At 73.4% G+C, this 12958-nt stretch carries 12 protein-coding genes; 8 read left to right on the top strand and 4 right to left on the bottom strand.

Annotation, left to right across the window (positions count from 1 at the left end; genetic code table 11):
- Positions 1 to 69 precede the first annotated feature (69 nt).
- Positions 70 to 1569, bottom strand: coding sequence for a sensor histidine kinase (locus ACZ5WK_RS31775; RefSeq protein WP_465552574.1), 1500 nt, complete (start codon positions 1567 to 1569; stop codon positions 70 to 72).
- Positions 1562 to 2239: a response regulator transcription factor gene (locus ACZ5WK_RS31770; protein WP_465552572.1), complete on the bottom strand. Its 678-nt coding sequence runs from the start codon at positions 2237 to 2239 to the stop codon at positions 1562 to 1564. Before ACZ5WK_RS31770 ends, ACZ5WK_RS31775 begins: the two co-directional genes overlap by 8 nt.
- Before the next feature lie 141 nt (positions 2240 to 2380).
- On the opposite strand from ACZ5WK_RS31770, the gene ACZ5WK_RS31765 reads away from it, so the two are divergent.
- Genes ACZ5WK_RS31765 through ACZ5WK_RS31755 form a run of 3 tightly spaced genes read left to right on the top strand, consistent with a single transcriptional unit; the run spans position 2381 to position 4477 of the window.
- Positions 2381 to 2923: a hypothetical protein gene (locus tag ACZ5WK_RS31765; protein WP_465552570.1), complete on the top strand. Its 543-nt coding sequence runs from the start codon at positions 2381 to 2383 to the stop codon at positions 2921 to 2923.
- Positions 2920 to 3777, top strand: coding sequence for a COG4705 family protein (locus ACZ5WK_RS31760; protein ID WP_465552629.1), 858 nt, complete (start codon positions 2920 to 2922; stop codon positions 3775 to 3777). Before ACZ5WK_RS31765 ends, ACZ5WK_RS31760 begins: the two co-directional genes overlap by 4 nt.
- 52 nt (positions 3778 to 3829) lie before the next feature.
- Positions 3830 to 4477: a DedA family protein gene (locus tag ACZ5WK_RS31755; RefSeq protein ID WP_465552568.1), complete on the top strand. Its 648-nt coding sequence runs from the start codon at positions 3830 to 3832 to the stop codon at positions 4475 to 4477.
- A gap of 213 nt (positions 4478 to 4690) precedes the next feature.
- Here the strand turns inward: ACZ5WK_RS31755 and ACZ5WK_RS31750 are convergent, their stop codons facing one another.
- Positions 4691 to 5527 (bottom strand): undecaprenyl-diphosphate phosphatase, encoded by an 837-nt coding sequence (locus ACZ5WK_RS31750; protein WP_465552566.1) that lies wholly within the window; start codon positions 5525 to 5527, stop codon positions 4691 to 4693.
- Between the two features lie 1115 nt (positions 5528 to 6642).
- On the opposite strand from ACZ5WK_RS31750, the gene ACZ5WK_RS31745 reads away from it, so the two are divergent.
- The 5 genes from ACZ5WK_RS31745 to ACZ5WK_RS31725 all read left to right on the top strand — a co-directional run bounded on the left by ACZ5WK_RS31745 (position 6643) and on the right by ACZ5WK_RS31725 (position 11131).
- Positions 6643 to 7581, top strand: coding sequence for an ABC transporter ATP-binding protein (locus ACZ5WK_RS31745; protein WP_465552564.1), 939 nt, complete (start codon positions 6643 to 6645; stop codon positions 7579 to 7581).
- On the top strand, positions 7578 to 8426 hold the full coding sequence (locus ACZ5WK_RS31740) for an ABC transporter permease (protein ID WP_465552562.1): 849 nt from the start codon (positions 7578 to 7580) through the stop codon (positions 8424 to 8426). The genes ACZ5WK_RS31745 and ACZ5WK_RS31740 overlap by 4 nt, the downstream gene beginning before the upstream one ends.
- A 105-nt stretch (positions 8427 to 8531) precedes the next feature.
- Positions 8532 to 9866 carry a sensor histidine kinase gene (locus ACZ5WK_RS31735; protein WP_465552560.1) on the top strand — a complete coding sequence of 445 codons (1335 nt, stop codon included), beginning with the start codon at positions 8532 to 8534 and terminating at the stop codon, positions 9864 to 9866.
- Positions 9863 to 10546, top strand: a complete 684-nt coding sequence (locus tag ACZ5WK_RS31730) for a response regulator (protein ID WP_465552559.1) — start codon at positions 9863 to 9865, stop codon at positions 10544 to 10546. Before ACZ5WK_RS31735 ends, ACZ5WK_RS31730 begins: the two co-directional genes overlap by 4 nt.
- Positions 10547 to 10690: 144 nt before the next feature.
- Positions 10691 to 11131, top strand: a complete 441-nt coding sequence (locus ACZ5WK_RS31725; protein ID WP_465552558.1) for a VOC family protein — start codon at positions 10691 to 10693, stop codon at positions 11129 to 11131.
- Between the two features lie 261 nt (positions 11132 to 11392).
- Here ACZ5WK_RS31725 and ACZ5WK_RS31720 read toward each other — a convergent pair whose 3' ends face one another.
- Positions 11393 to 12850: a DUF2252 domain-containing protein gene (locus ACZ5WK_RS31720; protein ID WP_465552557.1), complete on the bottom strand. Its 1458-nt coding sequence runs from the start codon at positions 12848 to 12850 to the stop codon at positions 11393 to 11395.
- Positions 12851 to 12958 lie beyond the last annotated feature (108 nt).

Below are 12958 nucleotides of genomic sequence, written 5' to 3'. Positions count from 1 at the left end.
ACCGCTGCTGTGGCTCGGACCGTCCCGGCTCGCGCACACCGCCAGGCCGTTGCCGGCCCGCGCACGCCGCTACGCCGTTGCCGGGCCGGAGGCCGCGTCGCCCCGTCGCCCCGCCGGCCTTGCGGTGCCCGGCAGCCGGGTGCGGAAGGCGGTGCCGTCCGGGGTGTCCTGGACGGTGAGGGTGCCGCCGTGGATGGTGGCGATGTCGCGGGCGATCGGCAGGCCCAGGCCGGTGCCGCCCTCGTCGCGGCTGCGGGCGCCGTCGAGGCGGGTGAACCGTTCGAAGATCCTCTCCCGGTCGGCGGGATCGATCCGAGGACCGTCGTTGGCGACGTCGAGCACCGCTTCGCCGGTCGCGCCGTCGGTGGACAGCCGCACGGTGACGCGGCGGCGGGCGTGGCGCTGAGCGTTGTCGAGGAGGTTGGTCACCAGTCGCACGAGCCACAGCGCGTTGCCGCGGACGGTCACGTCGTCCGCGGCGTCGAGGGCGACCGGGTGGGGCTGGAGGCCGCGGGCGTGCACGGTGGTGTGGACGAGTTCGCTGAGCTCGACCGGTTGGTCGGGCCGGTCGTGGCCGGTGGCGTCGAGGCGGGCGAGCAGCAGCAGGTCGGAGGCGAGCGACTGGAGGCGTTCGGTGTCCTGGAGCGCCCCGGCGATCAGGTCGGTGCGCACGTCGGGGTGGGGGTGCGTGAGGGCGACCTCCAGCTGGGTGCGGAGGACGGCGAGGGGGCTGCGCAGTTCGTGGGAGGCGTCGGCGATGAAGCGGCGCTGGCGGGTGCCGGCGGCCTCCAGGCGGTCGAGCATGGCGTTCATGGTGTGGGCGAGACGGGCGATCTCGTCGTCGCTGCGGGGTTCGGGGACGCGGCGGTCGAGGTCGCGGTCGCCGATGGCGGCGACTTCGGCCCGGATCGCCTCGACCGGTCGCAGGGCACGGCCCGTGGCGCGCCAGGTGAGGACGCCGACCGTGAGCAGCAGGACGCCGCTGAGGGCGGCGAGGGCGGCGGTGGTGAGGTCCTCGGCGGTGTCGGCGGTGCGCAGCGAGGCACCGACGTGGACGGTGACCGGGCCGGCGGGGGTGTCGGCGGTGAGCGTGGTGACGCGTTGGTGGTGTTCCTCGCCGAGCGCGTGGAGGTTGTAGGTGTTGTGGCCGTCGCGGGCGCCGGTGGGGGCGAGCGCCGGCCGGCCGGCGAGGTTCTGGCTGGCGGCGACGACCTTGCCGCCGGCGTCGGTGACCTGGATGAAGTCGGTGCCGTGGTCGAGCGGCAGCGGTGCGGTGAGGTGGCCGTCGGCGGCGAGCCGGGCGACGGCCCGGGCCTGTTCGCGGGCGCCCGTCTCGACGGTGCGTTCGAGGTTGACGCGCAGCAGCAGGAGTACGGCGGCGGACGCCGCGAGCAGGACGACCGCGACGCTGGCGCAGGCGGCGAGGGTGGTGCGGGTGCGGACGGAGCGGGGTGCCAGGCGCTTGACCAGGGGCGCGACGCGGGGGTGCCGGGTGAGCCGGTGCAGCAGCGCGCGGGTCCGGCGGCGCACGGCGTGGACGCCCCCGCGGGCGGGGGTCGGGTCAGCCACCGTCGGCCGCCAGGCGGTAGCCGGCGCCGCGGACGGTCTGCACCGCCGCGCGTCCGAAGGGCGTGTCGATCTTGCGCCGGAGGGCGCTGACGTGGACTTCGACGGTGTTGGGGTCGCTGTCGGGGCCGCTGTCCCAGACCTGTTCGAGGATCTCCCGTTTGGAGACGGCCTCGCCGGCGCGGCGGGCGAGGTGGTCGAGGACGGCGAACTCGCGCGGGGTGAGGGGGACGGCGGTGCCGGCCCGGGTGCAGGTGCGGGCGGCGGAGTCGACCACGAGATCGCCCAGGACGGTGCGCCGGGGCGCCCGGCTGCCGATGCGGCGGGCGAGGGCGTTGAGGCGGGCGACGAGGACGACGAAGGAGAACGGCTTGGACAGGAAGTCGTCCGCGCCGGTGTCCAGGGCCTCGGCCTCGTCCCACTCGCCGTCCTTGGCGGTCAGCATCAGGATGCCGGCGTCGCTGCCGGCGGCCCGCAGGCGTGCGCACACCCGGTAGCCGTTCAGGCCGGGCAGCATGATGTCGAGCACGATCACGTCGTAGGAGTGATCGGTCGCCCGGGCGAGGCCGGAGAGGCCGTCGTGGGCGACGTCGACGGTGAATCCCTCCGCGGTCAGCCCGTGCTGCAACGCCAGGGCCAGCCGGCGCTCGTCCTCCACCACCAGTACACGCATACCCCCAGGGTGGCAGGTCGCCGGGGCGGGTAGCTGAAGGCGTCTTCAGGTCTTCAGCGGTCCTTCAGCAACGCCCGGTCATGCTGGCCCCATCGTCCGGGCGCAGGGCCCGGGCCATGCCACAGGATCGGGGTGGGCGCAGTGAGCGAGCCCGTAGAAGGTACGGACCCGCAGGATCAGCCGGGTGCCGAGAGCTCTCGCAAGGGCCCGGGCGGGCGGCGGTGGCTGCGAGGACGGCCGGCCCGCTGGGCCGCGGCCGGTGCGGCGGCGGTGGTGGTGATCGGCGGTGGCGCGGCGGCGGTGGCGGTCCACCACGAGGGCGAGGGGCACGACAGGCACGCGGTGGCGGCCGAGGACGGCCACGAGGGGCACGGCGGCCGCAACGGCGACGGGCGCGCGGGGCACGGCGGCCGCAAGGGTGAGGGCCGCGAGGGCGGCCGGGAGGACGGGCGTGGTGCGCAGGCCGCGCCGGCGCCGCTGCCGTCCCTGGATGCGGCCGACGCGGCCGTCAAGGCCTCGTCCGGGGTCGCGGGCGGCAAGGTCGAGTCGCTGAGCGCCGTCATCGAGCAGGGCGGTGGCCGGGCCTGGCGGGCCGTGGTACTCGGCCCGGACGGTGTCCGGCACGTGGTGACCGTCGACGGGGCCACCGGCACCATCACCGGCAACACGGTTCTGGGCGGCTGAACCATCGGGTCGGCGCGGCCGGGCCGCGCCTCGCAGAAAGGAGCGCCGTCGTTTCGGGCGCCACCACGACAACGACACGCGCGGCCCGCCGCCTGGCCGGGCTCGCCCGGCCCGCGTGGAGCAAGGTCCCGCAGGCGACGGCCGCGTTCTGGGCCGTCAAGATCCTCACCACCGGGATGGGCGAGACCACCTCCGACTACCTCGCCCGGACGCTGGGGCCGATTCCCGCGGTCGGTTCGGCCGGGCTGCTGCTGGCGGCCGCTCTGTTCGCGCAGGCCCGGTGCCGCCGCTACGTGCCGGCCGTGTACTGGGCGGCGGTGGTCATGGTGAGCGTGTTCGGCACCATGGCCGCCGACGTCGCCCACGTCGCCTTCGGCGTGCCGTACGCGGTGTCCGCACTCGCCTTCGCCACGGCCCTGGCCCTGGTGTTCCGGCTGTGGCGCCGGACGGAGGGCACCCTCGCGGTCGAGACGGTCTCGGGCGGGCGGCCCGAGGTCTTCTACTGGTCGGCCGTCATGGCGACCTTCGCCCTCGGTACCGCCGTCGGCGATCTGACCGCGGCCACCCTCGGCTGGGGATACCTGACCTCCGGGCTGCTGTTCGCCGCGCTGATCGCCGTGCCGGCCTTCGGTCACCGCCTGCTGCGCATGCCGTCCGTGCTCGCCTTCTGGTGGGCCTACGTCCTCACCCGCCCGCTCGGCGCCTGCTTCGCCGACTGGGCCGGCGTCAGCCGTGAGCGCGGCGGCCTCGACCTCGGTACCGGTCCGGTGAGCCTCGTGCTCGGCGTCGTCATCGTGGCCGCCGTCGGGTGGCTGGCCGCCGGTGCCCGGCGCACGCCGCGTACGGCGGCCTGACCGTGCCCGGCCCGAACGCATTCGAACCGCTTCCAGGAAAGGCGCAACCGCGATGATCTCCTCATCCGCTCTGCTGGGTGTCAACCCGCTGGACGCGGGCTCGCTGCTCGGTGCGTTCGGCGCCCTGGGCATCGCCGTGGTCCTCTTCGCGGAGACCGGCCTCCTGGTCGGGTTCTTCCTGCCCGGCGACTCCCTGCTGTTCACCGCCGGCCTGCTGTGCACCACCGGTACGCACAGCGGCCCCCACCTCGACCTGGCCCAGGTCCTGGCCGCCTCCGCCGTCGGCGCCCTCGCCGGCGCGCAGACCGGTTACGTCATCGGGCGGCGCGGCGGGCGGGCCCTGCTCGCCCGCTCCCGCAACAAGCGCCTCCACGAAGGCGCCCTGCGGGCCGAGGAGTTCCTCACCCGTTACGGCCACGGCAAGGCCGTCGTCCTCGCGCGGTTCGTCCCGGTGGTCCGCACCGTGCTCAACCCGCTTGCCGGCGCCCTGGGCGTCGACGCCCGCACCTTCACGCTGTGGCAGATCGTCGTCGGCCTCGGCTGGACCCTCGGTCTCGTCCTGGCCGGTTACGCGCTCGGCTCGTCCGTGCCGAACGTCGACCACTACCTCCTGCCGATCGTCGGCGTCGTCATCGTGGTCTCGATGCTGCCGCTCGTCCTGGAGGTGCTGCGTTCCCGCCGCCGGGCGGGAGCACGATGAACACCGCCGCCGCCACGCTCGCCGTCGACGGCCGTCCGATCGACGGCGGCCTGTACCTGCGGGCCGACCACTGGGCCCAGCACCTGCCCGCACCCTTCCAGGGCGCGATCGCCGCGGTCTCGGCCTACGGGCTGGGGCTCCTGGCCGTCCTGATGCTCTGGGCCTGGTGGCGCGCCCGCGGCGGTGCGGTCCCCGTCCGGGCCGGACGGGGCGTCAGGCGCTCAGCACGCCGGTTCCGAGCAGGCCGAAGAGGATCACGCCGATGGCGATCCGGTAGACGACGAAGGCGTTGAACGAGTGCTTGGCGACGTACTTCAGCAGCCAGGCGATCGAGGCGTAGGCGACCACGAAGGAGACCGCGGTGCCGACCACGAGCGGCGTGGCGCCGACCCCGGCGCCCAGGGCGTCCTTCAGCTCGTAGAGGCCGGCGCCGGTGAGGGCGGGGATGCCGAGGAAGAAGGAGAGCCGGGTGGCGGCCACCCGGTCGAGGTCGAGGATCAGGCCGGCGGACATCGTCGCGCCGGAGCGCGAGAAGCCGGGGAAGAGCAGCGCGAGGATCTGCGCCGAGCCGACGATCATCGCGTCCTTGAAGCCGGTGTCATCCTCGCCGCGCTTGTGACGGCCTATCTGGTCGGCCGCCCACATCACGGCGCTGCCGACGATCAGCGAGCCGGCGACCACCCAGAGCGAGGCCAGGGGGCCCTTGATCAGCGGCTTGGCGGCCAGGCCGACGAGGACGATCGGGATCGTGGCGTAGATGACCCACCAGGCGAACTTGTAGTCGTGGTGGTAGCGCTCCTCGGGGTTCACCAGGCCGCGGCCCCAGGCGGAGACGATCCGCACGATGTCCTTGAGGAAGTAGAGCAGCACGGCGGCGATGGCGCCGACCTGGATGACGGCGGTGAAGCCGACGACGGAGGTGTCGTCGACCGGGATGTCCATGAGCCCCTCGGTGATCTTCAGGTGGCCGGTCGAGGAGACGGGCAGGAACTCGGTCACCCCCTCCACGATGCCCAGGACAACCGCCTGTCCGACAGTGATCGCGCTCACGTGCACCTTCCCAGTGATGTCGGGCAAATCGGCAGGAGGTCGGCATGCGGGCACTGTGGCCATCGCATGTGACTACAGGAATGTAGACGTGGGTGGCGCCGCCGTCCAATCACCCCGGACACTCCGGCACGAGGGTGAACGAGAGGTTGACCGCGCCCGATCTCCGGGCGTCTTCCGGGTGCCGGGCAGCGTCCCCGGCGCGTCACGGAGGAGCGGCCGGGGCGCTGCCCGGAGGGCCGGCGCCGGTCGGTGAGGCCGGAGGGCCGGCGCCGTGGGTGAGGCCGTCGGAGAGCCGGCGCCGGTCGGTGATCCGGAGACCGCAACCCGAGGCCCCGCACCGTTGGTGGTCCACCCCCGGCCGGCGATCCGGTCGGGGTCGTACCGAGGTACCACTGCGCCGCGGGAGTTCCCGCTCGGGTACCACGGTCCGCCACTTCGCCGCGGCTAGCGTGAATCGCGGGACGCCTGGCCGACAGCCGAGTCGGCTGTCCTGGGGAGGTCCTGGCCGGACGCGTCGGCGACCCGCGGTCGTCCACCGTCCGACAGACACCACCGTCGAAGGTTCTCGGAGGGCGTCATGAGCATTCCGACCCGTGTGACCACACCCGGCCGAGGGCCCGACCGGACCGCCCGGATGCCCGGATCCGCGGTCCGGCCCGCCGAGTGGGCGGAACGCACCCCGTGGTCGCGCCCTGCGCCCTCACCCGCGACGCGGGACGGCCGGGGCCCGGTGACAGCGGCCACCTGGACACTGCGGGCACCGGTGCCGGCGCGGTGCGCATGCCCGTGCTCGGCGCCGGCCGGACCGCGGGCCCCGTGGACCGCCCGGCCCGCCGTCCCACCGTGGTGAGCCACTCCGACCCGAGCCGGCCCGGCCCACTGCCCGGCCCGAGGCGGAACGGCCCGGGGCGGAACGGCCGGAGGCGGAACGGCCGGCCGGTGGCCGCGCAGGGCGGCCTCGCCGTCGGCCACCGCCGCCCCGGCAGGCGTAGTACCGCGGTACCACCGGTGGCCGGTGGTTCACGTCCCGGGTACCACTGTTCCCGGGGAATCCGCACCTAGCGTGGCAGCTGAGGCGGCCGGACCGGCCGGAGCCCGAGCACGAGGGATCGTCCATGATCGAGGCACAGCAACTGACGAAGCGGTACGGGGAGAAGACGGCGGTCGACCGGCTGGACTTCACGGTCAAGCCCGGTTCCGTGACCGGGTTCCTGGGGCCCAACGGCGCGGGCAAGTCGACCACGATGCGGATGATCGTCGGCCTGGACGCCCCCACCGGCGGGACGGTGAGCGTCAACGGGCGCCGGTACGCCGACCACAGCGCCCCTCTCCAGGAGGTCGGCGCGCTGCTGGAGGCGAAGTCGATCCACCCGGGGCGCTCCGCCTTCGACCACCTGATGGCGCAGGCCCACACCCACGGCATCCCGCGCCGCCGGGTCGACGAGGTCGTCGAGCTGACGGGCCTGCAATCGGTGGCCAGGAAGCGCGCCGGGGCGTTCTCGCTCGGCATGGGCCAGCGCCTCGGCATAGCGGCCGCGCTGCTGGGCGACCCCGCCACGGTGATGCTGGACGAGCCGGTGAACGGCCTCGACCCCGAGGGCGTGCTGTGGATCCGCAACCTGCTCACCGGGCTGGCTGCCGAGGGCCGCACGGTCTTCGTCTCCTCGCACCTGATGAGCGAGATGGCCCTGGTCGCCGAGCACCTCATCGTGGTGGGACGCGGCCGGCTGCTCGCCGACACCACCGTCGAGGACCTGGTGCGCCAGGCCGGTGGCGACACCGTGAAGGTGGCCTGCTCCGACCCGGCGCGCCTGCGCGAACTGCTCGCCGCCCCAGGGGTGGAGATCACCGGAAAGGTGGGCACGGAGGAACTGCAGGTGACCGGCGTACCCGCCCGGACGATCGGGCTGACGGCGGCCGGGCACGGGATCGCGCTGTTCGAGCTGAGCGCGAAGAGCGTGTCCCTGGAAGAGGCGTTCATGGAGCTGACCAGGGACGCCGTCGAGTACCACGGCACCACCACCGGCATCGAAGCCTCCGGGAGGACGGCATGACCACCACCACCGCGACCCGGGCCTCCGGGCCGTCCGCCACCGCGCCCACCCGCCCGGTCTACCGGGTCACCGCCCGCCGCGTGCTGCGTGCCGAGTGGGCCAAGCTCTGGTCCTTGCGCTCCACCTGGATCACCCTGGGGCTGGCGCTGCTCTTCGTGGTCGCCTTCGGGCTCATCGCGTGCGCGCACTACAAGTCCAGGATCACCGCGGGCGGCCGTCTCGACCGCGACTTCGCCGACGCCACAGCAGTGCAGCTGTCCCTGTTCGGCACGAACTTCGGCCAGCTCGCGCTCGGGGTCCTCGGGGTCCTGGTCACCGCGGGCGAGTACTCGACCGGGATGATCCGCTCCACGCTGGCCGCCGTCCCGCGCCGACTGCCCGTCCTGTGGTCCAAGGCCGCCGTCTACGGTGTGGTCGCCCTCGTCGTCGCCACGGTCGGTGTTCTCGCCGCCTTCCTGATCGGCAGCGGGATCGTCTCCGGCACGCCCGCCGCCCTCACCATCTCGGACGCCGGTGTGGTCCGCAGCCTGCTCGGCGCAGGGCTCTACCTCGCCCTGGTCGGTGTGATCGGCACCGCGCTGGGCGCCCTGCTGCGCTCGGTGGCCGGCGGCATCTCGGTGCTGGTGGCCTCGCTGATGCTGGTCCCGGGCCTGGTCAGCCTGCTGCCGACCTCGTGGCAGGACCGGATCAGCCCGTACCTGCCCAGCAATGCGGGCGAGTCGATGTTCGCCCTGCACCACACCGCGCCCGCGCTGACACCCGTCGCCGGACTGCTGGTGTTCCTCGCCTGGACGGTGCTGGCGCTGGCGGGCGCCGCCTGGCGGCTGGCGCGCACCGACGCCTGACCGGCCGATGGCGAGCGGGCGACGAGCGGACCACGAGAAGGCCGACGGTGCCGTGGTCGGTGAGGCCGGCCACCGCTCCGCCGGTCCTCGGCCATCATGGGACAGGTGACCTCCGTGACCATCGACGACGCCGCAGCCACAGGCGCCACGCAGCAGCCCCCGCCGCCGGGGCTGGAACCGCTGTGGGGGCACCCACTCGTCGTCCGGCTGGCCGACGCGGGGCACCGGCTGCGGCGACTGGACGGACGGCACCCGTGGCTGCTCGACACGGGCGTGGTGATCGCGGTCTTCCTGCTGTTCTGTCTGCCGGACCTGGTGCACGGCGGCGGCCCGCGCGAGCTCCGCTTCAAGATCACCCATCTGTCGACCGCGGGTACCTGGGCCTTCCAGGCCGCACTGGTCCTCCCGCTGTGGTGGCGCCGCAGGGCGCCCACCGTCGCCTTCGCCGTCGTCGCGGCGGTCTTCGCGGTGCAGTGGATCATGCTGGTCTGGCTGCGCGCCGACGTCGCCCTGCTGATCGCCCTGTACAGCGTCGCCCTGCACGGACGCCTGCGGCACCTTCCCTGGGCCTGTGCGGTCACCGCCGGCGCCGTCGGTCTGGTGGCCTTCCGGGTGTCGGCCGTGGTGACCTTCGGGGACGCCCTGTTCTTCCTGGTCAGCGCCGCCACCGCGTCGGTCGCGCTCGGACTGGTGCTGCGAATCCGCCGGGCCCACGTGGCGGCCCTCCTGGAGCGCGCCGTCCAGCTGGAGATCGAACGCGACCAGCGCGCCGAGCTGGCCGCCGCCACCGAACGGGCCCGCGTCGCCCGGGAGATGCACGACATCATCGGCCACAACCTCGCCGTCATCATCGGCCTCGCCGACGGCGGCGCCTACGCGGCGGACACCAATCCCCGGCGCGGCAAGGAGGCGCTCCGGCTCATCGGCGGCACCGGCCGCGAAGCGCTCGGCGAGATGCGCCGGCTGCTCGGCGTCCTGCGCGAGGACGACGAGAGCCCGGAGTTCAGTCCGCAGCCCGGTGTCGCCGACGTGGCCGGTCTCTGTGAACGGATCCGGGCCGCGGGCCCCGTGGTGACGTACCGCACCGACGGTGACCTGGAGTCGCTGGACCGCGGCGCCCAGCTGAGCGTCTACCGCATCGCGCAGGAGGCGCTCACCAACACCCTGAAGCACGCGGGGCGCCGGACCATGGTCACCCTCCACGTCGCGGTCGACGACACCGCGGTCCGCATCCGCGTCCAGGACACCGGACCGCCCGACACCGGCCCGGCACCGGCCGCACCCGTCCACCACGAGGGCCACGGCCTGGTCGGCATGCGGGAACGCGCGGCACTCTACGGTGGCACCGTCACCGCCGGCCCTCGGCCCGCCGGCGGCTGGACCGTCGAAGCCCTCCTCGCCCTCCTCCCGTCCTCCAGCCCCGAAAGCCGCACCTCGTGACCACCGTGCTCATCGTCGACGACCAACCCCTCCAGCGGCTGGGCTTTCGCATGCTGCTCGAGAGCAGCTCCGACACCTCCGTGGTCGGAGAGGCCGCACACGGCGCCGAAGCGGTGCGCAGCGCTGCCGAACTGCGCCCCGACGTCGTCCTCATGGACGTCCGGATGCCCGGGATGGACGGGATCGAGGCCACCCGCCGCATCGTCGCATCGGGCGGCCGGTGCCGCGTTCTCGTCCTCACCACCTTCGACATGGACGAGTACGCCCACGCCGCGCTCCGGGCCGGAGCCAGCGGCTTCCTCCTCAAGGACGCCCTCCCGGAGGAACTGCTCGCCGGGATCCGCGCCGTCGCCTCGGGCGACGCCGTCATCGCACCCGGGCTCACCCGCCGCCTGCTCGACGCCTACGCCCACCACCTCCCGGTCCGCGCCCCGGGGCAGGAAGCCGCCGACGATCCCCGGCTGCGCGCGCTCACCGAACGGGAACGCGAGATCCTGCTCGCGATGGCGCGGGGCCAGTCGAACCGGGAGATCGCCCAGCGGCTCGTCCTCGCGGAGTCCACCGTGAAGACGCACGTGGGCCGGGTCCTGGCCAAGATCGGTGCCCGCGACCGGGTCCAGGCAGTGATCTTCGCCTATGACCTGGGACTCGCCTGGCCGGCGGGCCCCGGTCCGGGCTGACGGCTGTTCCACGTGTCCCGGCCGCACCGCCGCGTCGGGAGGTCCCCGGAGAAGATGCGGCGGAGGATGTCGAGAACGGCCCCGCGGCTCCGTCCCTGGGGCGGATGCGGCCACCGGGGCCCCACCACACCGAGGAGACCCAGCATGACGATCCAGCGGATGGACAACGTCCTCATCGTCGTCGACGACCTTGACGCCGTCGTCTCGTTCTTCGTCGAACTCGGCATGGAGCTGGAGGGCAGGGCGCCGGTCGAGGGACGCTGGGTGGAGCGTGTCATCGGCCTCGACGACGTCCGGCAGGACATCGCCATGCTGCGGACCCCGGACGGCCACGGCCGGATCGAGCTGGCGATGTTCCACACGCCGAAGGCGGTCAGCGCCGGGCCGAAGGACGCGCCGGCGAACACGCTGGGCATTCGTCGCGTCATGTTCGCCGTCGACGACATCGAGGACGTCGTCGCCCGCCTGCGCACCCACGGCGCGGAACTCGTCGGCGAGCTGGCGCAGTACGAGGACAGCTATCGCCTCTGCTACGTCCGCGGCCCCGAGGGCATCCTCGTCGGGCTGGCCGAGCAGCTCGGCTGAAGGCCGTCGAAGGGGCGGGCGCGTACGCGGCCGGCGGTCCGGCGACCTCCCTGGTCCGCATCCCGGCCCCGTTCGACCTGCAACTCGACACCACCAGGTTCTGACCCACCGGACCACGGGAGGAACACGCCGGCCGGGAAGCGGGCGCCGTTGACGGCCCGTTGCGCGGGAGGGCGCCGAGGTACGGCGTGCTGTCGCGGCGGCGCCCACACCTGTCGTCCTGCGCCCGCGGGCGGAGGTGGCCGCAGGACGAACCACACGTCAGATCCCGGTGGTGGCTTCGGCCCTGCCCTTGTTCACGGCACGCTGCAGGGCGGCGAAGTCGTCCTCGTTCTGGTCGGCGTAGGTCTCGGCGAAGTCCGCGATGGCCTGGTCGAAGCGGTCGGAGCCGCCGAGGTAGGCGGCGAGCGCGATCCGGTCACCGGAGCGGGCGTGCGCTCGGGCCAGGGTCCAACCGCACAGCCGTCCGTACGCCGCCATACCCCGTGGGAGCATCATCTCGATCGGTGCGGAGAACTTCCAGTCGCGCAGCTGGCGCACGTAGAAGTCGCGGTCCACCCCTCCCTCGCCGGTGACGCGGGTCCAGCCGAGGAAGATGTCGCTCTGGGCCTGCATGAGGTGCTGCCCGGCGACGACGCGCTCACCCTGGTTGCTGTACTGGCTGTGCCCGGCGTACTCCACCAGGACGGAGGGCTGGGCCTCCTTGGCTTGCAGGAACAGCGGTTCGACGCCGTCCCCTGCGTCCATCAGCGCGATCCAGGCGCGGGTGCCGACGCTGCCGACCCCGACGACCTTGCGGGCCATCTGGACCAGCGTGAACTGATCGAGCAGGTGTCGCCGGTCGGACTGCAGGGTGCGCCGGTAGTGGCCGAGCACGGTGCGGATCAGCTTGTAGATCTCGTCGGCCTGCACATCACCGAAGACCTCTTCGACGGGGACGATCGTCGGAGGGTCGCTGACGATCTGCCGCCGACCGTCGACCATGGTGGTGAGCTTGCCCAGCGCCTGCGTGCTGTCACGGGTGTGGGCCTTGGCCAGCAGCTCCTCGGCTGCCTTGAACCTCTTCGCCTTGACCTGGGACCTGAACTGCCCGATGGCCTCCTCGATGTCCAGGTGCGCGTACCAGACCTCCAGGAAGGGCTGCTTCGCGAAGCGGTGCATCGCCTTCCGGTAGCCCTTGGCCGCCTCCAGGACGATCTTGCGGCGAGCCTTGCGGGAGAAGTCGTTGTCGCGCCCCGCCACCGCCAGGCTCGCGGCCAGCCGCTTGACGTCCCACTCGAATGGCCCGGGCAGGGTCTCGTCGAAGTCGTTGACGTCGAAGACCAGTCGCCGCTCCGGCGAGGCGAACGCGCCGAAGTTGGACAGGTGCGCGTCTCCGCACAGCTGGACCTGCAGACCCGAGGTGGGCGTGGCAGCCAGATCCGCCGCCATCGGGAGTGCGGCCCCCCGGTAGTAGGTGAAGGGCGACACCAGCATGCGCCCGTGCCGTACCGGCACCAGTTCCGGCACCCGCGACGCCGCCTGGCCCAGCAGCAGCCCGACCGGGTCCCGCGATCCGCCCGGCCGGAACTCGCTGTGCGCCTCCAGTGGTGCCGCCCTGCGGGCTGCCTTCCCCTTCGCCACCCGGTCCGCCCTGCTCGGGGGCTCCGGCGCCGCGCCCCGGGCGGATGCCCCCGCATCGGACTTTCCGCCGGTCACGCCCTTTTTGGTCACCGTCATGGCCACTCCCGTCGGGCCGCAGCCACGCGTGCTGCTGGCCGGCAAATCACCACAGATGGCTATAGATATACCTATTCCTGGCAGCCAGTGCCACGCCGGATCGGCATT

It is taken from the genome of Kitasatospora sp. NPDC032757 (assembly GCF_055579305.1).
The sequence above is the reverse complement of the archived record's forward strand: the minus strand, read 5'-3'. Positions and strand labels throughout refer to the sequence as shown.

Excerpts from the sequence above, each read along its gene's own strand:
- ACZ5WK_RS31720 (WP_465552557.1), bottom strand. The coding sequence starts at position 12,850 with ATGACGGTGACCAAAAAGGGCGTGACCGGCGGAAAGTCCGATGCGGGG.
- ACZ5WK_RS31755 (WP_465552568.1), top strand. The coding sequence starts at position 3,830 with ATGATCTCCTCATCCGCTCTGCTGGGTGTCAACCCGCTGGACGCGGGC.
- ACZ5WK_RS31725 (WP_465552558.1), top strand. The coding sequence starts at position 10,691 with ATGACGATCCAGCGGATGGACAACGTCCTCATCGTCGTCGACGACCTT.
- ACZ5WK_RS31745 (WP_465552564.1), top strand. The coding sequence starts at position 6,643 with ATGATCGAGGCACAGCAACTGACGAAGCGGTACGGGGAGAAGACGGCG.
- ACZ5WK_RS31740 (WP_465552562.1), top strand. The coding sequence starts at position 7,578 with ATGACCACCACCACCGCGACCCGGGCCTCCGGGCCGTCCGCCACCGCG.
- ACZ5WK_RS31770 (WP_465552572.1), bottom strand. The coding sequence starts at position 2,239 with ATGCGTGTACTGGTGGTGGAGGACGAGCGCCGGCTGGCCCTGGCGTTG.